The sequence below is a fragment of the Bradyrhizobium sp. 159 genome (assembly GCF_023073795.1).
Lineage (GTDB): Bacteria > Pseudomonadota > Alphaproteobacteria > Rhizobiales > Xanthobacteraceae > Bradyrhizobium.
Genome location: NZ_JADPKE010000031.1, coordinates 95566 through 119737, shown reverse-complemented (window position 1 = coordinate 119737; position 24172 = coordinate 95566). Strand labels below are relative to the sequence as shown.

The following is a 24172-nucleotide window of genomic DNA, read 5'->3' as shown; positions in this document are numbered from 1 at the left end:
CAATGACATTTTGTCGCACGCTTGCAAGCCTCCTGCTCTCCGGCACGTTCGCGCTCGTGTCCGGCGCGCACGCCGCCGGTATCACGGTGCACGACGCGCGCAATCGCGACGTCGCCATCACCGATTTCGCACGCACGGTCTCGATCGGCGGCGCCATCACCGAAATCCTCTATGCACTCGGCCTGGAGAGCCGGCTGGTCGGCGTCGACACGACGAGCCTCTATCCGGCGGCGGCGCTGCACGACAAACCCAATGTCGGCTACATGCGCCAGATTTCCGCCGAAGGTGTGCTGGGCCTCAACCCGACGCTGATCCTGGCGATCCAGGGATCGGGCCCGCGCGAGACCATGAACATCCTGGAGGCGGCGAAGGTGCCGCTGGTGCTGGTGCCCGAGACCTTCTCCGAGGAAGGTCTGATCGAGAAGATCAAGCTGGTCGGCCACGCCATGGGCGTCGATGCGCGCGCCGAATGCCTGAGCGCTGCGGTCGGCACCGATCTCGCGCAGCTCCGCGCGTTGCGTGCCAAGGTGACGAAGCCGGCGCGCGTGATGTTCGTGATGTCGCTCCAGAACGGACGCGCCATGGTCGCCGGCCGCAAGACCGCGGCGGACGAGATCATCCAGCTCGCCGGCGCCGCCAACGCCGTGGACGATTATGATGGTTACAAGATCATCGGCGACGAGGCGATCGTGGCAGCCAAACCCGATGTCGTGCTGTCGATCGAGCGCGGCAACGATTCGCTCCAGGCCGAAGCGGTCTATGCCCATCCCGGCTTTGCGCTGACGCCGGTTGCGTCCAACAAGAGTTTCATCACCATGGACGGGCTCTATCTGCTCGGGTTCGGGCCGCGCACGGCCGCGGCTGCTCGCGATCTCTCCGTCAAGCTCTATCCGACGCTGGCCGAACAGGGCGGCGCGTTCACGTCGGCCCTGTCGGCGGCGAGTTGCCGGCAATGAGTGTGGCGGTCGGGACGGATGCGCAAGGCCGGCGACGACGCGCCGCACGAGCACGTGCCGCATCGTTCGCGCTTCCCCTTCTGGGCGTGCTACTCGTGCTCACCGCCATCGTTGCGCTGACGGTTGGTGCGGCCGGTATTCCTCTCTCGCGACTGCCTGCTGCGCTCGGCTTTGCCGGCAATACGATCGCCGACGCCATGACGGCGCGTGACCAGCTCGTGCTGTGGTCGATCCGCATTCCCCGGATCGCAGCGACCGCGATGGTCGGCGGCCTGCTCGCCGCGGCCGGCGCGATCATGCAGGGACTGTTTCGCAACCCGCTCGCCGATCCCGCGCTGGTCGGCGTTTCCAGCGGCGGCGCGCTCGCGGCGGCGAGTGCGATCGTCTTCACCGATTCACGCTTCGGCGAAGCGCTGCGCTTCCTCCAGACCGAGCTGTTGCCGCTCGCGGCCTTTACAGGTTCGCTGACGACGACCGCGATCCTCTACGGCATCTCCAGCCGTGCCGGGCGAACCTCCATCGCGATCTTCCTGCTCGCCGGCGTCGCCATCACCGCCATTGCCAATGCCGGCATCGGGCTGCTGGTGTTCGTCGCCGACGACCGCCAGCTCCGCGACATCACGTTCTGGCTGCTGGGCTCGATGGGCGGCGCGACCTGGACCAAGGCCGCCGTGCTCACGCCGATCCTGGCCGTCGGGCTTGCGGCCTGCGCCTTCATCGCGCGCGGGCTCGATCTCCTGGTGCTCGGCGAAGCCGACGCTTTTCACGGCGGGGTCGACGTCGAGCGCCTGAAACGGATCTCGATCGTCGTGGTTTCCGCCATGACCGGCGTTGCCGTGTCGATCAGCGGTGTCATCGGCTTCGTGGGCATCGTCGTGCCGCATCTGCTCCGCCTCGTCGTCGGACCGGCGCATCGCCTGCTGCTGCCCGCCTCGGTGCTGCTTGGCGCTATTCTGATGGTCGGCGCCGACACGCTGGCGCGCACCATCGTGGCGCCTGCGGAGATGCCGATCGGCATTTTGACCGCGGCCGTCGGTGCGCCGGTCTTCCTGGCCATCCTGCTGCGGCAGCGTGGGCTCGCCTCGCTATGAGCGCCGTGATCGAGGCGCGATCCTTAAGCAAGCACGCCGGCCGCGCGACACTGCTCGATGGGGTTGGCCTGCATGTCGCGGCCGGCGAGATGGTCGCCATCATTGGCCCGAACGGCGCCGGAAAGTCGACGCTGCTGCGGCTGCTCTCCGGCGATCTCCGCCCGAGCGAGGGCGAGGTGCGGCTGAAGCAGCGCGACATCAGCAGCTTCACGCCGCGCGAGCTCGCCGCGCGCCGCGCCATGCTGTCCCAGCACATCAACGTCACCTTTCCCTTCACGGTCGAGGAGATCGTGCTAATGGGCGCGGGCGATCGCAGCTCGCGCGAGGCGAGCGCGCTCGTCGATGCCGCGCTGGACGAGGTTAGCCTCGCCCATTTCAGAGACCGGCAATTGCCGACACTGTCTGGCGGCGAGCAGCAGAGAGCCCATTTCGCCCGCGTGCTGGTGCAACTCGCCTGCGGCGAGGCCGAGCACGGCCCGGGACTTCTGCTGCTGGACGAGCCGACCTCGAGCCTCGACCTGCGCCACCAGATCGACCTCGTGGAAGCCGCGCGCCGCCGCGCGGCAGGCGGCACGGCCGTGGTCGCAATCCTGCACGACCTCAACCTCGCAATCCGCTTCGCGGACCGACTGATCGTGCTGAACCGCGGTAAGCTCGCCGTCGACGGCCCGCGGGCCGATGTCGTCACGCGCGAGATCATCCGCGACATCTTCGAGATCGATGCCGCCGTGCACCAAGGCGACGACGGCGTACCGTACGTGCTGCCGCAATCGATGCGAGCGGCTGGGCCTGCGCGATGATGCCCAGTTGGTTGGCGCAGAGCTTGCGGCGCACTTCACCTGTCCCTACGGGAGAGGTGAAGAGACACCGTCTAGCCGGCCGGTGCGATCACCATGCTCTTGTCCTTCGGCCAGCGGATGCGCCAGGCGAAGTTGATGTCCTTGGACTCGCCGGGCTTGGCGTCGAACGACCATTCCAGCACGCCGCGCTTGTCGCGAATGTTGCTCGCGGTGGGCGGCGTGCTCGCGGGCAGCATCTCGACCACGATGTCCTCGTTCTCGCTGACCGGAAGCTGATCCTCGATCGCAATCTTAATCGGGAAGTCGTGTCCATTGCGGATCGTCGTCTTGAACGCGCGCTCGTCGGTCTTCGACGTCGTGACAAGGAGACCCGCCGACCCCTCGTTGCGCTTGAGCACCGCGCGCTCGATCTTAACCTTGTCGTCGGCGCCGAAACCGAGCCGCACGATGTCGTCCTTGGCCGACGCCGTGATCTTGCCGCGGCCGACGAAGACGCCGTCGCGGTAGATGGCGACCTTGCCCGGCAATAGAGTCGCCTCGTCGCTCTGCCTGAAGCTGGCTTCGAGGAAGGCGGTCGGGTCCATCACCGGGGCGGCCCGCACCGCCAGATCGGCGGGCACATTCACCGAAGCGATACGGAGGCTCTTGGCGCCTTCGGCGGCGCCGAGGCTGACGCGCCCGGGAATCTTGAAGGTGGGCTGGAAGTCACCGATCTCGGCAACCGCCTGCTGCTCGTCGGCGCGTTCACGCGGCTCGGCCGATTCGGCCATTTTCGAAAGATGAGGTTGCATCTGACGTGCGACCGGCGCGGGCCGCGCCAGATCGGAGACCGTTCCTGCAGCCACCGGTTTCGCCACCTGCGGATATTGCGCGACCAGCGAATTGAGCTCCGGGGCGCTGCCGCCACGGCTGATGCGAACGGTGGAGACGCCGAGCGTCACGTTGGACCAATCCTCGCCGGTCGATTGGGTGACCTCGGCGCGGCGCACCAGCTCGAGCTGCGGCTTGCGGTCGTTGGCGCCGGTGTCGAGCCGGGCGTCATAAAGCGGCAGCCAGCGCGCATTGCGCACGGTATAGGTCACCCGCAGCGTCGCCTTGGTCGCGGCTGCCGAGGCGACGTCGATCCGCACCTCCAGCTTGCTCGGCGGCTTGGCCGAACGCTCGGCCTCGAGCTGCGCGATCTGCCGATCGATCTCGCGCTGTTTTCGCGCGGCCTCGCGGATCGCAGTGTCGGCTGTCGCGATCTCCTCGGCGACGGCGGCAAAGGCCGCGCGCCATTCGGTGATCGGCCGGGCCTCGCCCTTGTCGCCGAGACCGGCAGGCGAGGCTTCGGCAAAGTGCTGCGCAAATTTGCGCCGGGCGGTGGCCGAGTCGATGACACCTTGCAGATCGGCGCGCTGATCCTTCAGCGCCTCTATGCGCTTGTCGAGCTCCGGCAGGTTCACCGGCGGCGCCGCACGCGGCGGCCGCGCGTCGATGGTGCCGATGGTCAGCTTGGCGCCCGCCTCGCCTTCGACGCGGAGGGAGGACGGATCGAGCGAGAGCGGAAAGTCCTTCGCGACCAGCGTATTGTCACCGGAGGCCAGATCCAGCGCGATGACACGGGTCACGGTGGCACCATCGGGATAGACGGTGACGGTGTCGATAGCCGATGTGGCGTCCACGTCGGCGGCCCATGACGGCAACGCCGCCGCCGAGGCCACCAGGACCAGACTCGTCGTCGCCAGATATTTCGCGATGGTACGCATAAATTTCCTCCCTGCCGATATCGACGCGTCACCAGCCGGACGCGCGAAAAGATGCCTCGCCATCGTGATGAGACGCGGCAGGGAAGGAACCGGTTCGATTGGGGTTTCCGTGGGACGCTGCGGCGGCGGCAGGGTGGCCGCGGAACGCGTTGTGGTCCCGCCAAGCCTCGGACATGGGCAGCCGAGCCCTGACCGAACATGCAGCGAAGCAGACCGGCCACGTTGCGGGCGGCTTTCCGCAACACGCTGGCGCCGTAGCCCTCGATCATCCGCGCGGTCAGCGGTTCGCAGCCGGCCAGCCAGCGCTGGCGGTTTGCGCCGGGCTTGCGCGAACTCGTCAACGGCAGCATCGATCCGATCGACCATGTCGCGGGCGCGGAACGGCTTTCCGATGAAATCGGCCGCGCCGCAGGCTAGATTGTCTGCATGAACATGCGAAAGCCGGGCGCGCCGATCAGCGCCTCGAAATCGGGATCCCGCTTCTCCTCCGCGAACACGAATCCGGCCTTGCTGTAGGCACGTTCGGCGGGCTCGTTGCCGATCAGAAACGATATCGTCGCCCGGCCAAATCCAGCCGCCCGCCCTTTATGCAGCGCGTGCCGGATCAGCGCCTGCACCAGCCCGCAACCGCGATAGGCGGGATCGGTTGCGATATATTCTATCATCCAGTCGCCCTCGCCGCCCTGAACCCAGCAGGCGCGCGTATAGGCGCCGCGTCGACGGATGGCTTCCAGCTCCGGCGCGGCGAGCCCGGTTGCAGCGGCGACTTCCTCGATCGCGCGCCAGGCCGAAGGTCCGGTGCCGGCCGCCGGCAGCGCGGATAGCGCGGCGGCAGGCATGCCATCGATCTCGGCGATCAGGAATTGCGAGACGTGCCACATCGACACCGCGTCTGCGACGGTGATGCGCGCGATGAAATCGAGGCACTGCGCTTCGGGCCAGCCGAGCGCGACGTCGAACCAGCCACGCGTGCGGTAGCCGCGCTGCGACGTCAGAATGGTTCGTGCGACAACACCGGCGTCCTCGGGACGCGCTGACCGTATCGTCATGCGCGCTTCCATTGCGAAGCCCTTACGTATTCTTCAGCGCAACGCGGAATTCGGCTTCGGTCTTGGCCTTGACCTCCTCGAGCGAGACGCCGTCGGCGAGCTCGATCAGGGCCATGCCGCCGTCGCCGTGCTTGTCGATGGTGAAGACGGCGAGATCGGTGACGACCATGTCGACCACGCGCTCGCCGGTGAGCGGCAGGTTGCACTGCTTCAGTAGCTTCGGACCGTCCTTGGCGGAATGCTCCATCACCACGACGACGCGCTTGACGCCGGCGACGAGATCCATCGCGCCGCCCATGCCCTTGACCATCTTGCCCGGGATCATCCAGTTGGCGAGGTCGCCGTTTTGGGCCACCTGCATGGCGCCGAGGATCGACAGATCCATGTGACCACCGCGGATCATGCCGAAGGAATCGGCGCTCGAGAAATAAGACGTCGAGGGCAGTTCGCTCACGGTCTGCTTGCCGGCGTTGATCAGGTCCGCGTCCACCTCGTCTTCATAGGGGAACGGGCCCATGCCGAGCATGCCGTTCTCGCTTTGGAGGCTGACGTCAATGCCGTCGGGGATGTAGTTCGAGACCAGCGTCGGGATGCCGATGCCGAGATTGACGTAATAGCCGTCGCGCAGTTCCTTCGCGGCGCGCGCGGCCATCTGTTCACGGGTCCAGGCCATCTAACTCTCCTGTAGTGCTTCATTGCGCATGATCTTGCCGGAAAATCGGTATCCACTTTTCCGGATCATGCGCGCCTTAAGCGGCGGGGCGCGGGCGGGTGTTGCGGAATTCGATGCGCTTCTTGGCCGTGCCGACCTCGACGATGCGCTTCACGAAGATGCCGGGCGTGTGGATGTGGTCGGGATTGAGTTCACCGGCCGGAACCAGATGCTCGACCTCGGCCACCGTGATCTTGGCGGCGGTCGCCATCATCGGGTTAAAGTTGCGCGCAGTCTTGCGGTAGATGAGATTGCCGGCGGTGTCGCCCTTCCAGGCATGCACGATGGCGAGATCGGCGAACAGGCCACGCTCCATCAGATATTTCTCGCCGTCGAATTCCTTTACTTCCTTGCCTTCGGCGATCAGTGTGCCGACGCCGGTCTTGGTGTAAAAGGCCGGGATGCCGGCGCCGCCGGCGCGAATGCGCTCGGCCAGCGTGCCCTGCGGATTGAATTCGAGTTCCAGCTCGCCGGCGAGGAATTGCTGGGCGAACAGCTTGTTCTCGCCGACATAGGACGAGATCATCTTCTTGATCTGCCGGGTTTCCAAGAGGCGGCTGAGCCCGATACCGTCGACGCCGGCATTGTTAGAGACCACCGTCAGGCCCTTGACGCCGGACTCGCGGATCGCGTCCGACAGCTCCTCGGCGATGCCACAGAGGCCGAAGCCGCCCGACATGATCATCATGTTGTCTTTCAGAATGCCGTCGAGAGCCGACTTGGCGTCGGGATAGACCTTGTTCATGCAAATGACCTTCGACTGAACCTTCGGCTTGCGGGCGTCGCGCCTTATCGGCGGCGATTATTAGGCGAAATTCTCCAAAGCCGTCAATGATACGGGGTTCTCCGATCCGTGGCCGGGTGTTAGAAGCTGCCCACGCCGTGGGCAGAATCGTCCGCGGCCTTGAAAGCGACAAGAAAACCCATCAAGTTGCGGGACTTAACATAATAGGGCTTGGCATGGGCACGCAGGTTTCCCGACCCGCCCTTCTGGCTCCAATGACCAACCCGATCAGGACATGCCATTGACCATGGCCCAAGGAATGAAGCGCCTCGGGACGCCGATCGCGGCGCTGCTCAGCCTGGCGCTGATCGCCCTGATCGCGACCTCCTGGCTCATCAACCGTGACGCGCTGCGCCAGGCGGTGGAAGCGCAGATCCGCGACGTGACCGGGCTCGAGCTCAGTGTCGCAGGCAACATCGACATTTCGGTCCTGCCGGCGAGCTATATCTCCTTCCGCGACGTCGGTCTCAAGGGCGGCGGCGCCACCGATCCCGCGCTCCATGTCGACGTCCTTACTGCCAATTTGCGGCTGCTGCCGCTGCTGCTGCAACGGTTCGAAATCGCCGACCTGACGCTGCTGCGGCCGCGCATTCATGTCAGCCTGAAGCCGGACGGCGAGAGCAACTGGACGCCCTTCATCCAGACCATTGCGCGCACCATGAAGCCCGGCGCCGACAATCAAGTGTCGTTCTCCGAGATCAGGATCCAGGACGGCGTGCTCAATTACGAGGACGTTGCCACGCGCGCCACCGAGAAGCTAGAGGACATCGACCTGTCGCTGGCCTGGCCCTCGATCTCGCGCTCCTTCGCCGCGACCGGACAGTTCGACTGGCGCGGCGAGCGCGTCGATGGCTCGATCAGCTTTTCCGATTTCGTCGCCGCCCTCTCCGGCGAGCGCTCAGGATTGAAGGCGCGGATCGCGAGCGCGCCGCTCAAGCTCGCCTTCGACGGCAGCGTCGCCAACCGCACCAGCCCGATGATGGAAGGCACGCTCACCATCGACAGCCCGTCCTTGCGCAATGCGCTGCGCTGGACCGGCCAGCCGCAGCCCGCCAGCGGCGGCTTCGGCCGTTTCGCGCTGAAGGCGCGCGCCAATGTCGTGGGTGCCTCGATCGCGCTCACCAACGTCAATGTCGAACTCGACGGCAATGCCGCTGAGGGCGTGATGACCTACGCCAATAACGGCCGGCAGACGCTGCAGGCGACGCTCGCCGCCGACGCGCTCGACTTCACACCCTATATCTCGACCTTCCGCCTGCTCGCGAGCGGCGCGCGCGACTGGAACAGGCAGCTGTTCGATCTTAACGGGCTCTCGACCACTGACCTCGACATGCGCCTGTCGGCGGCAAAGCTGACGGTCGGCCCGTCGAAGCTCGGCCGCACTGCGATCGGCGCCAATTTGCGGAACGGCACGCTGGCGCTCTCGGTTGGCGAGGCCCAGGTCTATGGCGGCATCGCCAAGGGCTCTTTCGGCATCGCGCGCGCCGACAGCGTCGCCGACATCAAGGCGCAATTCCAGTTCACCGACGTCGATCTCCAGGCTTGCGCCTCCGAACTGTTCGGCCTCAACAAGCTGTCCGGCCGCGGCAACATCAACGTGTCGCTCTTCGCCTCCGGCTCGAGCCCGTTCGGCCTCGTGCAGTCGCTCGACGGCAGCGCCACCGTCACCGGGCATGACGGCGCGATCTCCGGCTTCAATGCCGAGCAGCTGCTCAAGCGGCTGGAGCGGCGGCCGCTGTCGGGCGGCGGCAATTTCCGCAACGGCTCGACCCCCTACGACAAGCTCACCATCGCAGTGAAATTCTCCGACGGGATCGCCACCGCCGAGGACATCCGCATCGAAGGACCCGCGGCGAAGATCACGCTGACCGGCACCGCCTCCGTGCCGACACGCGAATACGACATGAAGGGCGTCGCGAGCCTCAACACGACGTCAGGCTTCCAATTGCCCTTCATGGTGCAGGGGCCCTGGGACGATCCCCTGATTTTCCCCGACCCCGAAAGCCTGATCCGGCAGTCGCCCGCAGCGTCTCCCTTCCTCGATCTCCTGAAGCAGCGCATTACCGGGGGCGGAAAGCGCCCGGCGCAGGACGGATCGCCGACGGCGGAGAACGCGAAGGAGGGCGCCAAGTCCAACTAGAGTGATCAACCTCGCTCTCTTAGGGTTGGCAGTCTGCGCGCGACAGGCTCGATTTGCCAAATCCAATAGTGCGACGGATTTCATGCAAACGCGGCGTCAAGCGGCCGATTGCGTCGTCGAGATCCAGCTCTTGTCCTCGTGCACCCTTGTTGCCCCGTCGATCTTCGTCCCGGCCGCAACCTTGATAGTGCCGCTCTGTCCCAGTTCACGGGCCAGCACCTCGCGGTCACAGGCGTCCTCCCACAGCGAAATGGTGATGGATGCGACACAGTTGCTGATCATGCTGGTCAGCGCCCGCGCCTCCGACATGAAGCGGTCGATGCCAACAAGCAGCGCCACGCCGGGCACCGGCAAATCCGGCATGACCGAAAGGGTCGCGACAAGCGCGACGAAGCCGCTGCCGGTGACGCCTGCTATTTCAACAGGGCTGAAGGGGAAATGCCGACAGTTTGCCCGCTAAAGCGGTGCAAGTCCGTTCCCCGCCGAACCTGAGCTCCTGGATCAATGGCCCGTTTCCTTCAGAGACATTTTGGCTCCCGCAGCCGGAGCGCCGCGTCGCTGCGAGCCGGCTGCGTTGCGTTCAGTCCTCATACCGCTTACAACAGCTGAGTCTTTCGCTGGCGGCGAGCAGGTGTGTGGAGCTGCGCATGGGCAGGCCAAGCCAGAACGCACAAGGCGAATTGATCGCTGCGAATTGATGCGGCGATTGGATCGATACGCGGGTCAAGCATCTCCGCGAGGCTCCATCCCACGACATTGGTCTGACAACATGGCGCTAGATCAGACTTCCGCCATGCGCTAGTGTTTTATACGACCGGCTAAAAACGCCGGCCGTTTGAGGGAGAAGAACGTGAGATCCAAGGTTATTGGCGCAGTATCATTGGCGGTCGCTGCGGTTGGGCTTTTCGCCGCCACTGCACCCGCCTTTGCGCAGCAGAAGACGATTACAGTCTGGTGGGGCAAGGGCTTTTATCGCTCCGAAGACGACGCGCTGATCGAGACGATCAAGAAGTTCGAAGCCAAGACCGGTATCAAGGTCGAATTGTCGCAGTACGCGATCCAGGACATGATTCCGAAAACGGTCGCGGCGCTCGATGCCGGCACCGTGCCCGACGTCGCCTACTCCGACTCCTATGACGTGCAGGCGCAGGGCAAGTGGGCATACGAGGGCAAGCTCGAGGACCTCACGGATGTCATGGAGCCGATCAAGGGCCGGTTCGTGCAGAACACGCTGGACGCGTCGATCCTCTACAACGATGTGACTAAGAAGAAGGCCTATTACGGCTTCCCGCTGAAGCAGCAGAGCATGCACGTCCAGATCTGGAACGACATGCTGGAGAAGGCCGGCTTCAAGCAGAGCGACATTCCGACCGATTGGACGGGCTACTGGTCGTTCTGGTGCGACAAGGTGCAGCCGGCGATCCGCAAGGCGACCGGCCAGCGCATCTATGCTGTGGGCCAGCCGATGGGCGTGGAATCCACCGATGCCTTCCAGTCGTTCTACACCTTCATGGACGCCTACCACGTTAAGCTGGTCGACGAAGACGGAAAGCTGCTGGTCGATGATCCCAAGGTCCGCGAGAACCTGATCAAGGCGATGAAGGACTACACCGACACGTACATCAAGGGCTGCACGCCGCCGTCCTCGACGACGTGGAAGGATCCTGACAACAACGTTGCCTTCCACAACAAGACGATCGTGATGACCCACAACTTCACGATCTCGATCGCGGCGAAGTGGTTCGAGGACTCGCAGAACCAGGCCCTCACGCAGGAACAGCGCGACGCCGGCAAGAAGGCTTATGAACAGGACATCATCACAGCGTCCTTCCCCAAGGCGCCGGATGGCTCGACCATCCGCTACCGCTCCGACGTCAAGACCGGGCTGATTTTCACCGCGGCCAAGAACAAGGCCGAGGCCAAGCAGTTCATCAGCTTCCTGCTCCAGGAAGAGAACGTCCGTCCCTATATCGAGGGCGCGCTCGGCCGCTGGTTCCCGGTGACGAAGGAAAGCCAGGAAAGCCCGTTCTGGCAGGCTGACAAGCACCGCAAGGCAGTCTACACGCAGTTCAAAGGCGGCACCGCCGCGTTCGACTTCACCAAGAACTGGAAATTCACGATTCTTAACAACGAGAACGTGTGGGCGAAGGCGATGAACCGGGTGGTGAGCGAGAAGGTTCCGGTCGACAAGGCCGTCGACGAACTGATTGCCCGCATCAAGCAGGTCGCGAGTTAAGTCGTCCGCCCCTCTCCCCGCGTTGCGGGGAAAGGTATAAGAACAACACCGGCCGCGTTTCGCGGCCGGCTTCTCTTTGAAGAGTTCGAAAAGAATGGCGATCACGCTCTCTGGCGATCAGGCAATTCCCGGCCCGCCTCTGTCGTCGCGGCTGACCCCGGCGCAGGTCTGGGGCATCGTGCTGCTCGCGCCCTACCTGCTCGTTTTCCTGGCCTTCGTCGTTTATCCCGTCTGCTATGGGCTGTGGCTGGCGCGCGCTCCGGCGAACTACGTCGCGCTGTACAACGACCCGATCTTCGCCCGCGCCGCGGTCAACACGCTGATTTTCCTGGTCATCGGCATCAATATCAAGATGCTGATCGCGCTGTTCTTGTCCGGCTTCTTCGCCCAGCAGCGCACCTGGATCAAATGGCTCTCGGTGATCTTCATCCTGCCCTGGGCGGTGCCGTCGATCCCGACCATCCTGTCGGTACGCTTCATGCTCAATCCCGAATGGGGCATGATCAACCACCTCATCTTTTCCTTCACCGGCGATGACGGCCCGAACTGGCTGAACGATCCGACCGTGGCGCTGAGCATGGCGATCGCCGTGCACATCTGGAAGTCGCTGCCGTTCTGGACGCTGATCCTGATCACCGGCCGACTTGCGATCTCGCACGATCTGTTCGAGGCCGCCGAGGTCGACGGCGCGAGCTGGTGGCAGAAATTCCGCTACATCACCTGGCCGTCAATGCAGACGCTGTACGTCACCTGCACGCTGCTCTCGATGATTTGGACGCTCGGCGATTTCAACAGCGTCTATCTGCTCACCGGCGGCGGCCCGGCCGACCTCACGCACGTGCTGTCGACGCTCGGCATCCGCTATCTCCGGCTCGACCAGCTCTCGCTGGCGATGGCGTCGATCGTCTGCGCGATGCCGTTCGTCCTGCCGCTCGTGTACTTCATGATGAAACGGTTGTCGCGATGAAGCTCCCCGGCGTAAGCGAATTTTCTTGGCGTGACGTCGCGACCGAAGCGCGGCTGCTGCTGATCGGCATCCCCGTCTTCCTGTGGACGTTGATCCCAATCTATCACATGTTCCTGTTCGCGATCTCCCCGAAGGAGGACGCGTTCTCGGGCAAGCTGTGGCCGGATCATCCGACGCTGCATAACTTCGAGATCGTGTTCAAGCAGCAGCATTACTTTCTGCGCGACTTCTACGTTCAGTTCTGGAATTCGACGGTGATCGCCGTCTCCGTCGGTGTGCTGACGCTGTTCATCGCAACCGCGGCGGCGTTCTCCATCTCACGGCTGAAGGTGCCGGGCGGACGCACCGTGCTGAACCTGGCGCTCTTCACCTATTTCATCCCCGCCGCGTTCCTCGCCGTGCCGATGTACCGCACCATGGGCAATTACGGCCTGCTCAACAATCACTGGTCGCTGATCCTGGCGATGGTGACGATCGCCAGCCCCTACGCGATCTGGGTGCTCAAGCAGGCTTCCGACAAGCTGCCGGTCGAGCTGGATGAGGCCGCGGTGATGGACGGTGCGACGACGCTGCAGATCTTCCGTCTGGTCTACCTGCCGCTGATGATGCCCTCGTTGGTCGCGATCGGCACCTATGCGGTGCTGCTCGCCTGGAACGAATATCTCTACGCGTTCCTGCTGCTCTCCAACGACCGCGAGATCACCCTCCCCGTCGCGCTCGGCAACTTCCTCGCCGCCGACGATTCCCCGTGGGAACTGCTGATGACCACCGGCTTCATCTACGCGCTGCCGCCGGCCGCGGTCTATTACGCCTTCCGCCGCTACATGGTGGGCGGACTGACGGCGGGTGCGGTGAAGTCGTAGGCAAACTGGTCATTCCGGTGCACGCGCAGTGCACCCGGAATGATGCCTTCGCTACAGCGGCGCCGCGCTCTCGCCCTGTGAGCTCGACAGTTTCGAGACGAGCGAGGCAATGATGATGACCATTGCGATCAGGGCGATCACCAGCGTGCAGATCGCGTTGATCTCCGGCTTCACCCCCAACCGCACTTCGGAGTAGATCCGGATCGGCAGCGTCGCCGAGCCGGGACCCGTGGTGAAGCTCGCGATCACGAGATCGTCCAGCGACAGCGTGAATGCCAGCATCCAGCCGGCGACGATCGCCGGCGCGATCAGCGGCAGCGTGACGGCCACGAACGCGCGGACGGGATCGCAGCCGAGATCCATCGCGGCCTCCTCCAGCGAGCGATCGAGCGAGCCGAGGCGGGACTGCACGACCACGGCGACGAAGCACATCGTCAGCGTGGTGTGGGCGATCGTCACCGTCCAGAAACCGCGCTCGGCGTTGAGCGCGACGAACAACAGCAGCAGCGACAATCCGGTGATCACCTCCGGCATCACCAGCGGCGCATAGAGCATGCCGGAGAACAGCGTACGTCCGCGGAAGCGTTCACCACGCGACAGTGCGACCGCTGCGAGGGTGCCGAGTAGCGTGGCAATGGTTGCAGACGAGACCGCAACCCGCAAGCTCATCCAGGCCGCCTCGATCATGGCGCGGTCATTGAAGAACTCGTGATACCAGCGCAGCGACCAGCCACCCCACACCGTCACCAGACGCGAGGCGTTGAAGGAATAGATGACGAGGATGAGGATCGGCAAATAGAGAAACGCCAGCCCGAGCGCGAGCGAAGCGATGTTGAAGCGGGAGAGACGGGAGAGCTTGCGCATCGTATCAGCGCCCCTGTTCCAGTTGCCGCTTCTGGAGCCGCTCATATAGCAGAAGCGGTAGCAGCAGCATCACCAGCAGCACGATGGCCGCCGCGGACGCGACCGGCCAGTCCTTGTTGGTGAAGAATTCGAGCCAGAGGGTCTGGCCGATCATCAGCGAATTGGAGCCGGCGAGAAGATCCGGGATGACGAACTCGCCGACGATCGGAATGAAGCACAAGAGCACGCCGGCGCCGACGCCGGGCAGCGACAGCGGGAATGTGACGAGCCAGAACACCTGCCACGGCGGCGCGCCGAGATCGCCGGCCGCCTCCTCCAGCGCCCGCTCCATCTTGGCGAGCGTGGCATAGAGCGGCAGGATCATGAACGGCAAATAGGAATAGACGATGCCGATATACATCGCGCTGTCCGTGGAGAGCCACACCACGGGCTGGCTGACCAGATGCAGCGCCAGCAGGATCTGATTGAGCAGGCCATCGTGCTGGAGGATGTTGATCCAGGCATAGATGCGTATCAGGAACGAGGTCCAGAAGGGCACGATCACCAGCACCATCGCCACCGCCTGCCAGCGCTTCGGCAGCCGCGCCATGCCATAGGCGATGGGGTAACCGATCAGGAGCAGGAGCGCGGTCGCCGTGACCGCGACGATGAGACTGCGCGCATAAGCGAATACGTAGATGTCGTCGGAGATCAGCAGCCTGAAATTGTCAATCGACAACGCAGCAAGGGCCGTCTTCAGCGCTTCCCATCCCGCCGTCAGGTCGAACACGGGCTCGTAAGGTGGCTGAGCAATCGCCGTCTGCGACAGGCTGATCTTCAGCACGAAGCCGAACGGCACCAGGAAGAACAGCGCCATCCAGAGGTAAGGCGCGATGGCAGCAAAACGCGCCGGCCGCGCGAAGATACGGCGGGAGCTCATGACGGCAGCACCACGCAGTCGTCGGGCGTAAACCAGGCGATGACTCTCTGGTTCACACTGTAGGCATCGACGTCGAGGCGCGCGCTGTTGACGACTGAAGCTTGCACCATTCCGCCGTCGTCGAGCTTCACCTTATAGGTGGTGGTGCCCCCGAGATAGCAGATGTCGGCGATCACGCCGTCCAGACTGTTGATCGCCGTTTCACGGCCGGCCTCAAACACCGGCCCGCGGCGTGAGAGCTTGACCTTCTCGGGCCGGATTGCGACCGACAGTTTCGTCTCGCTCACCGGCTCGCGCGGCTCCGCCGCTACCAGCGTGCCCGCTTCACGGGTGGCGATCACCAGGCGATGCCCGTCGCGCAGCCTGAACTCGCCGTCGAACAAATTGACGTCGCCGACGAACTCGGCGATCCAGCGCGAGCGCGGCGCCTCGTAAAGCTCGCGCGGGGTCGCGACCTGCGCCAGCTTGCCGGCGTTCATCACACCGATCCGGCTCGCCATCGTCATCGCCTCTTCCTGGTCGTGGGTGACGACGATGAAGGTCATGCCGAGCCGGCGCTGCAGCTCCATCAGCTCGGCTTGCGTGCTCTCGCGCAGCTTCTTGTCGAGCGCGGCGAGGGGCTCGTCGAGCAGCAGGAGCTGCGGTCGGCGGGCCAGCGCACGGGCGAGCGCGACGCGCTGGCGCTGGCCGCCGGAGAGCTGGTCGGGCTTGCGTTTCTCCAGCCCCTCGAGCTTCACCAGCGCGACCATCTCCGCAACGCGCGCGGCAATGTCGGCGCGCGCCATACCGGCGCGCTTCAGGCCGAAGGCGATGTTGTCTTGTACCGACAGATGCGGGAACAGCGCGTAGCTCTGGAACATCATGTTGATCGGACGCTCGTGCGGCAAGGCCTGCGCGATATCCTTGCCCCCGAGCAGGATGCGCCCCTCGTCCGGCGCCTCGAAACCGGCGAGCATGCGCAAGAGCGTGGTCTTGCCGCAGCCGCTCGGACCAAGCAGCGCGAAAAACTCGCCGGCCCTGATGTCGAGCGACACGCCGTCCACGGCACGGAACGTCCCGAAGTTCTTGGAGACGCCCTCAATGCGCAGCAACGGCTGCCCGGCCACCGGATGTTGATCTCCGCTGGCCGCATTCGCCGCGGCGTCTGTTCTGGGCAACTCGTCCGTCATGTTCCCTGCCAACCCCGATTCCGCCGCACGCTAGCGGCCGATCGTGCCTAGCTCAACCGGTTCGGGATGAATCGTTCACACCCGCCATGAACGCGGCCAGCGCGTCGCGATCCGCTGAGGACATGGTCAGACCAAGCTTGGAACGGCGCCACAGGATGTCCTCTGGGAAGCGCGCCCATTCGTGGGTCATGAGATAGCGCACCTCGGCTCCGGTCAGCTCGGGACCGAAGGCGGGACCGAGCTCTTCACGGATCTTGGCCTCGCCGAGCACCGCCGCTAACCGCGAGCCGTAGGCGGCAACCAGCCGCTGGGCCTGCGGCTCCGAGAGAAAGCGCCAGCGGTCGCGCGCGAGATCGACCTCGGTGTCAAAACGATTCCAGGCAAAATCCCCGCCGGGCAGCGCTGCGCCGGCGGTCCAGCGCGGCGACATCGGATAGAACCGCGCCAACTTCGTCACCGCCCTCTCCGCGCGCAGGCGCGACGTCGTAATGTCGCCGCCGAACATCGTGATCAACGGCGCCTTGCGCCGGCGCGCGTGGAACAGGGTCGTGCCATCACGTCTGCGTGCGGACGCCAGCGCCAGGTTGACGCCGGAGACCGTCCGGACCACGTCGGACGGGGTAACGCGCTCGCGGAAATAGCGGCTGGCCGCCTCGCAGAGATAGCTGATATCGGTCCCAGGCATCGCCACGATCGCGGGATCGCCGGTGAACTCACGCGTGACCGTGCCGATCAGGGTGAAGTCGCGCTCGAAGGGCCGGGCAAAGATCAGCCGTCCATCGTTGTTCTGCAAGACGTAGACGTTATCGGATTCGAACAGCCGCGGCACGATGATCTGGCTCATCTGCACGGCGGCCATGGCGAGCAACGGCTGCCGCAGCACAGTCTCCGCCACCATCGACGTCCAGGCCCCGGTCGCGTTGGCTAGCGCCCGGGCCGTGATCGTGCGGCGCTGGCCCCGATCGACCACCGCAAGCCGCCAGGTGTCGGTTCGATCGGCACGGACGCAGCGGGCGCCGGTCCGGATCACCGCGCCACGCTCGGCGGCATCGAGCGCCGTGACCACCACCAGGCGGGAATCATCGACGACGCAATCCGAATATTCGAACGCCGTGCCGAACGGACGCTTCAGCGCGTTGCCAACCGGATGATGCGTGATGTCGAGGGTTGTCGCGACGGGCAGCCCGCTCCGGCTTGAGAGGCTGTCATAAAGGAATAGGCCGGCGCGCAGCAGCCATGGCGGACGTTCGTCGGAATGGGCGGGAATGACGAACTGCATCGGCCGGACCAGATGCGGCGCGATCCTGAGCCAGGTCCGCCGCTCCATCAGCGCCCGGCGCACCCGCCAGAACCCGCGCCGTTCCAGAACCGACAGATCGCCGTGGATCAGCCGCGGCGTCGCCGACGACGCCCCGGCGCCGAGATCGCCCTGCTCGAACAGGACGACCCGCAGACCGCGGCCAGCCGCATCGCGCGCGAGGCTGACACCGTTCAGGCCGCCGCCGATGATCGCAAGGTCGTAATCCGCCATGAGCCGACGAGAAGGAGCGAAGCGCCCCATCATCATTAGCCGGTCTTGAGCGCAAGCTCCATGACCTCAGCGCGGCCGACGAGGCCGGCATATTTCCCGATCGGCAGGGGCTTGCCGAGCAGATAGCCCTGCACGCCGTCGCAGCCCTCCTTGGCAAGGAAGGCGAGCTGGTCGGTGGTCTCGACGCCCTCGGCGATGATTGACATTTCGAGGCCGTGGCCGAGATCGATCACGGCTCGCACGATTGCCGCCGATTGCGGGTTGCGGCCGAGATTGATGATGAAGGCTCGGTCGATCTTGATCTTGTCGAACGGGAACGCCTGGAGATAGCTCAGCGAGGAATAGCCGCTGCCGAAATCGTCCATGGAGATACGCACGCCGAGCGCCTTCAGCCGGCGCAGCAGCGCAAGGCCTCGATCAAAGTCCTCGATCAGCACGCCCTCGGTGATCTCCAGCTCGAGCCGGCCGGGTGCAAGGCCGGTCTCGATCAGGATCGAATGGACGAGGCCAACCACGTCACCGTGCATGAACTGCGCCGGCGACAGATTGACGGCGACCTGGAGCGGTTTTGGCCAGGACGCCGCCTCACGGCAGGCCTCGCGCAGGATCCACTGGCCCATCTCGACGATCAGGCCGCTCTCTTCCGCGATCGGGATGAATTCGGCCGGCGAGACCTGGCCACGCACCGGATGCTGCCAGCGCGCCAATGCCTCGAAGCCGATGATCTCGCTCTCGGCGACGCTGTGGCCGGCGGCGCCCTGCGGCTGGAAGGCGAGCGAGAGCTCGCCCTTCTTGATCGCCATCGATAGGTCCTGGTGCAGCACGCGGCGATCGCGGATCTGCTGGTCCATCTCCGGCTGGTAGAGGCTGATCGTGCCGCGCGACTTCTGCTTGGCGCGGAACAGCGCCGCGCCGGCATTGGCAAGCAGCGAAGCGCCGTCGGCGCCATTGTGCGGGAAGACCGACATGCCAGTGGTGATGCCGGCGCGAACCGGCCGGCCATCAATCTGGAATTCCCGGGCGACGGCTTCGCCGATCTGCTGCGCCAGCGCCATTCCGGCGTCCGGCTGCTTGCCGTCGATGATGAGACCGAATTCGTCGCCCGACAGGCGCGCCACCACGCCGCCGCGCGCGGAGTCCTGGAGCCGCTGGGCCACCTCGATCAGGAGCTTGTCTCCGAGCGCATGGCCGAAGACGTCGTTGACCTCCTTGAGGCCGTCGAGGTCCACGCACAGGACGGCAAACTCCTCGACCGTGCCTTCGCAGGCCTCGATCATCTGGGTCAGCGCCTGGAGGAAGGCGGCGCGGTTCGGCAGATCGGTGAGGCCGTCGTGATAGGCCATGTGCGCCATGCGCGACTCGGTCTGGCGGCGATCGGTGACGTCCTCATGGGTCTTGATCAGATATTGCGGCTCGCCGGCATCGCTCAACACGGTGGCGCGGCGTGTCAGGAACAGACGCAAGCCGTCCTTAGTGGAGATCGGATGCTCCTCGGTGATCATCCCGCGCTTCTTGATTGCAGCCTCGTCGCGCGCGATGATCAGCTTGGCTTCCTTAGGATTGAAGATATCCGCGGCAGTCAGGCCCGTGGCTTCCTCCCGCCTGCGGTTGAGAATCGTCTCGGCGCTGCGGTTGGCGAGCAAATAGCGGCCGTCCTTGACTTGCTCGACGATCAGCGCGACCGGAATGTTGTCGACCACGAGCTCGAGGAACTTCTTGGTGCTCTCCAGTTCCTGCGACAGCGAGCGGCGGTCGGTGATGTCCTCGAATACCAGCAGCAGGAATCCGGGCCTGTTGCTTTCATTGCGGACCGCGATCCGGATCGAGGCGACCATGCGCTGCTCCCCGCCACGCTCGACCTCGAAGTCGTTGCGGAATTGACCGTCCGGCGAGTTGAGCGCGGCCTGGTCGGTCGCCTCGATAGTGGCCGCCGAGGCGGGCGAAAACAACTCGCGCGCATTCTTGCCGACCACGTGATCCCGCGAGAAGCCCCAGAAGCGCTCATAGGCGGTGTTCGCGAAGATGTAGCGGCCGTCCTCGATGCTCTTCGCGGCAACACAGGCCGGCACATTGTCCAGCACGGTTTCCAGGAACTGCTTGGTGGAGGCGAGCTGTTGCGAAAGCCGCCGCTGTTCGCTGACGTCGAGATGCGTCGCCACCGAACCGCCGTTCGGCAGCACGTAAAATTTCACCAGGATGGCCCGTCCATCCGGCAGCTCGGTGATCAAACCGTTGCTGCTTGCCGCCTTCTCGTAGAACTCGTCAACCGAGGCGCCGCCGAGCACCCCGCGCTTGCGTCGCAGCTCGAGGAGTTCGGAGCCGTTCATGTTGGCCCGGATATCCGACCGCGTCAGGCCATAGATCTCGAGATAGCGGTCGTTGCAGAAGATGACGCGCCGCTGCGCATCCGTCATCACCACGCCCTGGTTGAGATTGTTCATTGCCGAGGAGACGAAGGCATTGCGCCGCATCTGCGAACGCCTGGTCCGCCGCAGCGAGGAATGGATCCATAGCGCGATCGCGGCGAGGAACGAGCAGACGACGATGCTCGCGATCAGGACTTCCCAGATCACGTTGGGATCGAGCTTGGCGAGATCACTCGGAGCGGTGAAGCTGTCCGACAGCGCAAAGGCGTGCGCAGGGCCGACCGCGCCGGCCAGGCACACGACGGCCTGCACAGCAATCGGAAGCGCACTGCCCGCGTGCCAGTTTTTCTCAGCCATCCGCCACCCGCGATTTCAACGCCGGATTGTCTGGCTTCGCGGGTTTGGATCGGGTAAACGCCTGTACGCGCAACGGAAAAATGTGACGCGAAACACGGCAATTGCCCTGACATGATAAATGCTTCCTTAACGGAAAACGGCCGCGCGCCGTCGCCTCAAGGCCCACTGCCACCGGCCCTCCCAACTGACGTCCTGCACGACCATGGATAGGGTCGATTGCGTCGTCATCGGAGCCGGCGTGATCGGGCTCGCGGTGGCTCGAAGGCTCGCTCAGACCGGGCGCGAGGTCGTCGTGCTCGAGGAAGCCGAGGCCATCGGCACCGTCACCTCCTCGCGCAACAGCGAGGTGATCCATGCCGGCATCTACTACCGCGCCGGGAGCTGGATGGCGCGCATGTGCGTCGGCGGCAAGCAGGCGCTGTACCGCTACTGCGCCGAGCGCGGCATCCCGCACAAGAATTGTGGCAAGCTGATCGTCGCGACCAGCGCGGAAGAGACCGAGAAGCTGCAATCGATCAAGGCGCATGCCGAAGCCAACGGCGTGCTCGACATGCAACTGCTTTCGGGCGAGGCCGCACGCGCGCTCGAGCCGGCGCTCGCCTGCGACGCCGCGCTGCTGTCGCCGTCGACCGGCATCATCGACAGCCACGCCTACATGCTCTCGCTACGCGGCGAAGCCGAGGAGGCCGGCGCGGCCTTCGCGTTCCACACGCCGCTGGTCCGTGCCAAGGCCGCCGCCGACGGCATCGAGATCGAGGCCGGCGGTGAGGCGCCGATGACGCTGCAATGCAGCCTTCTCGTCAACGCCGCGGGACTCTCGGCGACGAATGTGGCGCGTAACATCGACGGCATGCCGCTGGACCGGATTCCGCCGGCCTATCTCGCCAAGGGAAATTATTTCAGCTGCAGTGCCAGGGCGCCGTTCTCGCGCCTGATCTACCCGGTGCCCGAGCCCGGCGGGTTGGGGGTGCACCTGACGCTGGACATGGCAGGTCAGGCCCGCTTCGGCCCCGACGTCGAGTGGATCGAGACCATCAATTACGAGGTCGATCCGGCACGCGCCGAGCGCTTCTATCCCGCGATCCGCAAATACTGGCCGACGCTGCCCGACGGGGCGTTGATGCCGAGCTATTCTGGCATTCGCCCGAAGATCGTGCCGCCAGCGGTGGCGACGCAGGATTTTCTGATGCAGGGCCCGCGCGATCACGGCGTGGCAGGCTTGATCAACCTGTTCGGCATCGAATCGCCGGGACTGACGTCGTCGCTCGCAATCGCGGATCACGTCGCTGAGCTCGCGGACATCTAGAGCGTTTCGAGCAAAGCGGATACCGGTTTGCGTCAAGAAAATGCGTCGAAGCAAAAGGCTGACGCCGCACAAATTTGCACGACGCGCGCTCCTTGCAGCAGGGATGAGCGCAAAGGCGCTCATCCCTGCCTAAGGAGTACGATCAACTCTACGCTGTTGCGGGGATCACTAGTGGAGCGTGTCGCCTTGCTTCAGACGCTCGATCTGGTCCTTGACCATCAACTTCCGGCGCTTCAACTCAACAATTTGCAGGTCGTCTGTTGAAAGGTGCACGAGAGCTTCGTGCAATTCGTTTTCGAGAAGTTTGTGCTTCCGTTCCAATTCAACAAGATGTGCCTGAATTGTCATTCGAAACCTCCTCGGTAGGGTTGAACCTCAGGATTCGATCCGGACGAGGGAAGTCTACATCACCGATTCGTTCTGTCGATGGGTATCCGTGGTTGCGCCGTCATTTTTGAAAATTCATATGTAACGAAGCGTGAGTAAGGGAACCACGCAGAAAAAATCCATGATATCAATGCGCTTGCGCAGCGCCGCGGCGACCCGCAGAAATATGTTGCGGAAGATCGGCGGCCGGCGGCCGCAGATCGCTTGCGGTCACGCCGCGCAAGGACGATAATTTCCACAGGGCATCCACAGCCCAGATCTCACGGCTATCGGTTTTCGGCCACCGCAGACATGACCAATGAAGACGAGCGTGAGCTCGAAGCCGAGCTCACCCGGTTGCAGCAGGAACACCGAGACCTCGATGCGGCGATCGATGCACTGCATCAGTCGCCCGCCCCCGACCTGTTGCGGTTACAACGGTTGAAGAAGCGCAAGCTGTTGTTGCGCGACCGCATCGCCTTCATTGAAGACCAGATCACGCCCGACATCATCGCCTGATCCGCAAGGCGGCCTTGCCGCGGCTTGCGGGTGCGTGAATCTGCTTGACTCAATGAGAACAAAATAGGAACATTCTGCCTTCCAACGCCCCAGGAAACGCCAAGGACAACGCAGATGTCGGCAACCGCCCTTCTCGACAACAGCCATTATGAACAGGCCTGCGATCAGGCGATCGCGATGTGCGACGGCAATCTGCGCAGCACCATCAAGGCGCTGATCATGGCCAATGAATATCTGGAAGCCGAGCTGGAGGAATTGCAGGCGGCGATTTCCGCCGGCTGCGTTCCGGAGATCTCGCCCGGCAAGATGCGAAGCAAAAGCAGCGCCGCCTGAGTTCAACATCGGAGCAACGCCATGTCGGATGTAACCTACTACGTTGCAATGCCCTTCCTGATCGATGCTGACGGATCGCCCGTCGCGGGCGCCGCAGAGGAGTGCCAGAGCTCGACGGCCGCGTTGCGGCGCGCCGAAATCCTATCGCGCGGCGCTGGTCACATCGGCGCGATCGCGTTAAGCCGCAGCGGCGATCCCATGACCGGCGAATTCGGCGACGCCACATTGCTGCGCAAGTTCGGCAATGTGCCACAAGATCTCACCGCGCTGTAGGATTAGCTCCCGGCCAACCTGGTCCGCGGCTCGTGCCGCCGGCACGCCTTGCGCACATACATGGCGGCATCGGCTTCCTCGAGGGCGCGGCCAGCGTCGGACTGCGCCCCCAGCAACGCGACGCCGGCGGAGGCGCCCGCAGCCACGTGCTGGCCCCGAAAGGTGAAGGACAATTCGTCGATCGCCTGCTCGAACGAGGCGGCCTTCGCTTTGGCGTCGGTCTCGCTGAGATTCCACAGCAGCAGCGCGAACTCGTCGCCGCCAAGACGGCCGACCACGTCCGAGGCGCGGACCTGCCGCGTCAGGGTCGCGGCAATCGCCTTGAGCACTTCGTCGCCGGCGGCGTGTCCGAAGGAATCGTTGATCGGCTTCAGCCGATCGACGTCGAGCACGATCAGCGCGCCGCTGGCGCGGTAGCGCTTCATGTAGGCGATGGCGCGGTTGAGCTCGCGCTCGAAGCCGCGCCGGTTCGGAATCTCGAGCAGGAAATCGGTGTCAGCGGCCGCTTCGAGCTCCGCGACCCGCCGCTCCGCCGCCTTCAGCTTGCTCCGCAAGCCGCGGATGGTCGCCTTGATGCTTTCCGTGGCGCCATTGGCCTGCGTTCGGCGCCGCGACGGTCTGGCCGGAGGCTTGGCAGCGGCTTTGGAACGGCTGGCGCTGGTCTTCCGGCCCTTTTCGGCCTTCGCAGCACTCGCCCTTTTTGGTTTCTTCATGGGCATCCTGCTCAATGAAGGCTTGCGGGGATTCACCAAGACAGGATAGTGCATTCCCTTCTCCTTGCCACCGCCTTGCGAGCCGCCGGCCGGAACCTTTAATCTGGCCT

Annotated in this window: 23 protein-coding genes and 1 pseudogene; 11 read left to right on the top strand and 13 right to left on the bottom strand. The window is 64.5% G+C overall.

Annotated elements, in window-relative coordinates:
- Nucleotides 1–2 precede the first annotated feature (2 nt).
- Genes IVA96_RS06805 through IVA96_RS06795 form a run of 3 tightly spaced genes read left to right on the top strand, consistent with a single transcriptional unit; the run spans nucleotide 3 to nucleotide 2847 of the window.
- Entirely contained in the window at nucleotides 3–956 is a 954-nt protein-coding gene (locus IVA96_RS06805) for a hemin ABC transporter substrate-binding protein (protein WP_247416280.1), read from the top strand.
- Nucleotides 953–2047: an iron ABC transporter permease gene (locus IVA96_RS06800; protein ID WP_247416279.1), complete on the top strand. Its 1095-nt coding sequence runs from the start codon at nucleotides 953–955 to the stop codon at nucleotides 2045–2047. The genes IVA96_RS06805 and IVA96_RS06800 overlap by 4 nt, the downstream gene beginning before the upstream one ends.
- The gene (locus IVA96_RS06795) at nucleotides 2044–2847 is read left to right on the top strand and encodes a heme ABC transporter ATP-binding protein (protein WP_247416277.1); all 804 of its coding nucleotides are present in this window, start codon (nucleotides 2044–2046) and stop codon (nucleotides 2845–2847) included. The genes IVA96_RS06800 and IVA96_RS06795 overlap by 4 nt, the downstream gene beginning before the upstream one ends.
- A gap of 71 nt (nucleotides 2848–2918) precedes the next feature.
- Here IVA96_RS06795 and IVA96_RS06790 read toward each other — a convergent pair whose 3' ends face one another.
- From IVA96_RS06790 to IVA96_RS06770, 5 genes and pseudogenes are all read right to left on the bottom strand, one after another.
- Entirely contained in the window at nucleotides 2919–4595 is a 1677-nt protein-coding gene (locus IVA96_RS06790; protein WP_247416275.1) for a mucoidy inhibitor MuiA family protein, read from the bottom strand.
- 182 nt (nucleotides 4596–4777) lie between these two features.
- Nucleotides 4778–5003 (bottom strand): annotated as a pseudogene (locus IVA96_RS06785) (DNA-binding response regulator); the annotation flags it as partial.
- Nucleotides 5004–5008: 5 nt separating this feature from the next.
- Nucleotides 5009–5644 carry a GNAT family N-acetyltransferase gene (locus tag IVA96_RS06780; protein ID WP_247416273.1) on the bottom strand — a complete coding sequence of 212 codons (636 nt, stop codon included), beginning with the start codon at nucleotides 5642–5644 and terminating at the stop codon, nucleotides 5009–5011.
- A gap of 22 nt (nucleotides 5645–5666) precedes the next feature.
- Nucleotides 5667–6317 (bottom strand): CoA transferase subunit B, encoded by a 651-nt coding sequence (locus IVA96_RS06775; protein ID WP_247280156.1) that lies wholly within the window; start codon nucleotides 6315–6317, stop codon nucleotides 5667–5669.
- A 76-nt stretch (nucleotides 6318–6393) separates the two neighbouring features.
- Nucleotides 6394–7101, bottom strand: a complete 708-nt coding sequence (locus IVA96_RS06770; RefSeq protein ID WP_135165543.1) for a CoA transferase subunit A — start codon at nucleotides 7099–7101, stop codon at nucleotides 6394–6396.
- A gap of 286 nt (nucleotides 7102–7387) precedes the next feature.
- Between IVA96_RS06770 and IVA96_RS06765 the strand changes: the two genes are divergently transcribed.
- Nucleotides 7388–9280, top strand: coding sequence for an AsmA family protein (locus IVA96_RS06765; RefSeq protein ID WP_247416341.1), 1893 nt, complete (start codon nucleotides 7388–7390; stop codon nucleotides 9278–9280).
- A 96-nt stretch (nucleotides 9281–9376) separates the two neighbouring features.
- Here the strand turns inward: IVA96_RS06765 and IVA96_RS06760 are convergent, their stop codons facing one another.
- Nucleotides 9377–9697: a cation:dicarboxylase symporter family transporter gene (locus IVA96_RS06760; RefSeq protein ID WP_346347887.1), complete on the bottom strand. Its 321-nt coding sequence runs from the start codon at nucleotides 9695–9697 to the stop codon at nucleotides 9377–9379.
- A gap of 433 nt (nucleotides 9698–10130) precedes the next feature.
- Here IVA96_RS06760 and IVA96_RS06755 point away from each other — a divergent pair, with 433 nt between their 5' ends.
- The 3 genes from IVA96_RS06755 to IVA96_RS06745 all read left to right on the top strand — a co-directional run bounded on the left by IVA96_RS06755 (nucleotide 10131) and on the right by IVA96_RS06745 (nucleotide 13346).
- Nucleotides 10131–11516, top strand: coding sequence for an ABC transporter substrate-binding protein (locus IVA96_RS06755; RefSeq protein WP_247416270.1), 1386 nt, complete (start codon nucleotides 10131–10133; stop codon nucleotides 11514–11516).
- 94 nt (nucleotides 11517–11610) lie between these two features.
- Nucleotides 11611–12483 (top strand): sugar ABC transporter permease, encoded by an 873-nt coding sequence (locus IVA96_RS06750; RefSeq protein WP_247280158.1) that lies wholly within the window; start codon nucleotides 11611–11613, stop codon nucleotides 12481–12483.
- A complete protein-coding gene (locus tag IVA96_RS06745; RefSeq protein ID WP_247416267.1) occupies nucleotides 12480–13346 on the top strand; it encodes a carbohydrate ABC transporter permease in 867 nt (288 codons plus the stop codon). Before IVA96_RS06750 ends, IVA96_RS06745 begins: the two co-directional genes overlap by 4 nt.
- A 51-nt stretch (nucleotides 13347–13397) precedes the next feature.
- Here the strand turns inward: IVA96_RS06745 and IVA96_RS06740 are convergent, their stop codons facing one another.
- Genes IVA96_RS06740 through IVA96_RS06720 form a run of 5 tightly spaced genes read right to left on the bottom strand, consistent with a single transcriptional unit; the run spans nucleotide 13398 to nucleotide 20552 of the window.
- Nucleotides 13398–14210, bottom strand: coding sequence for an ABC transporter permease subunit (locus tag IVA96_RS06740; protein WP_247416264.1), 813 nt, complete (start codon nucleotides 14208–14210; stop codon nucleotides 13398–13400).
- Between the two features lie 4 nt (nucleotides 14211–14214).
- Nucleotides 14215–15129 carry an ABC transporter permease gene (locus IVA96_RS06735; RefSeq protein ID WP_247280161.1) on the bottom strand — a complete coding sequence of 305 codons (915 nt, stop codon included), beginning with the start codon at nucleotides 15127–15129 and terminating at the stop codon, nucleotides 14215–14217.
- Nucleotides 15126–16298, bottom strand: coding sequence for an ABC transporter ATP-binding protein (locus IVA96_RS06730; protein WP_247416262.1), 1173 nt, complete (start codon nucleotides 16296–16298; stop codon nucleotides 15126–15128). Before IVA96_RS06730 ends, IVA96_RS06735 begins: the two co-directional genes overlap by 4 nt.
- 52 nt (nucleotides 16299–16350) lie before the next feature.
- The gene (locus tag IVA96_RS06725; protein WP_247416260.1) at nucleotides 16351–17829 is read right to left on the bottom strand and encodes a glycerol-3-phosphate dehydrogenase; all 1479 of its coding nucleotides are present in this window, start codon (nucleotides 17827–17829) and stop codon (nucleotides 16351–16353) included.
- Nucleotides 17830–17864: 35 nt separating this feature from the next.
- Complete coding sequence (locus tag IVA96_RS06720; protein ID WP_247416258.1) at nucleotides 17865–20552, bottom strand: EAL domain-containing protein; 2688 nt, start codon at nucleotides 20550–20552, stop codon at nucleotides 17865–17867.
- Nucleotides 20553–20754: 202 nt separating this feature from the next.
- Between IVA96_RS06720 and IVA96_RS06715 the strand changes: the two genes are divergently transcribed.
- Nucleotides 20755–21858: an NAD(P)/FAD-dependent oxidoreductase gene (locus IVA96_RS06715; protein ID WP_247416256.1), complete on the top strand. Its 1104-nt coding sequence runs from the start codon at nucleotides 20755–20757 to the stop codon at nucleotides 21856–21858.
- A gap of 168 nt (nucleotides 21859–22026) precedes the next feature.
- Here the strand turns inward: IVA96_RS06715 and IVA96_RS06710 are convergent, their stop codons facing one another.
- On the bottom strand, nucleotides 22027–22206 hold the full coding sequence (locus IVA96_RS06710) for a DUF465 domain-containing protein (protein WP_025034152.1): 180 nt from the start codon (nucleotides 22204–22206) through the stop codon (nucleotides 22027–22029).
- A 330-nt stretch (nucleotides 22207–22536) separates the two neighbouring features.
- Between IVA96_RS06710 and IVA96_RS06705 the strand changes: the two genes are divergently transcribed.
- The 3 genes from IVA96_RS06705 (at nucleotide 22537) to IVA96_RS06695 (ending at nucleotide 23349) form a co-directional block, all read left to right on the top strand.
- The gene (locus tag IVA96_RS06705; protein ID WP_008546179.1) at nucleotides 22537–22743 is read left to right on the top strand and encodes a DUF465 domain-containing protein; all 207 of its coding nucleotides are present in this window, start codon (nucleotides 22537–22539) and stop codon (nucleotides 22741–22743) included.
- A 114-nt stretch (nucleotides 22744–22857) separates the two neighbouring features.
- Nucleotides 22858–23076, top strand: coding sequence for a hypothetical protein (locus IVA96_RS06700; RefSeq protein ID WP_247280165.1), 219 nt, complete (start codon nucleotides 22858–22860; stop codon nucleotides 23074–23076).
- 21 nt (nucleotides 23077–23097) lie between these two features.
- Nucleotides 23098–23349, top strand: coding sequence for a hypothetical protein (locus tag IVA96_RS06695; RefSeq protein ID WP_247416255.1), 252 nt, complete (start codon nucleotides 23098–23100; stop codon nucleotides 23347–23349).
- 2 nt (nucleotides 23350–23351) lie between these two features.
- On the opposite strand, the gene IVA96_RS06690 is transcribed toward IVA96_RS06695, so the two are convergent.
- Complete coding sequence (locus IVA96_RS06690) at nucleotides 23352–24062, bottom strand: GGDEF domain-containing protein (RefSeq protein WP_247280167.1); 711 nt, start codon at nucleotides 24060–24062, stop codon at nucleotides 23352–23354.
- Nucleotides 24063–24172: the final 110 nt, after the last annotated feature.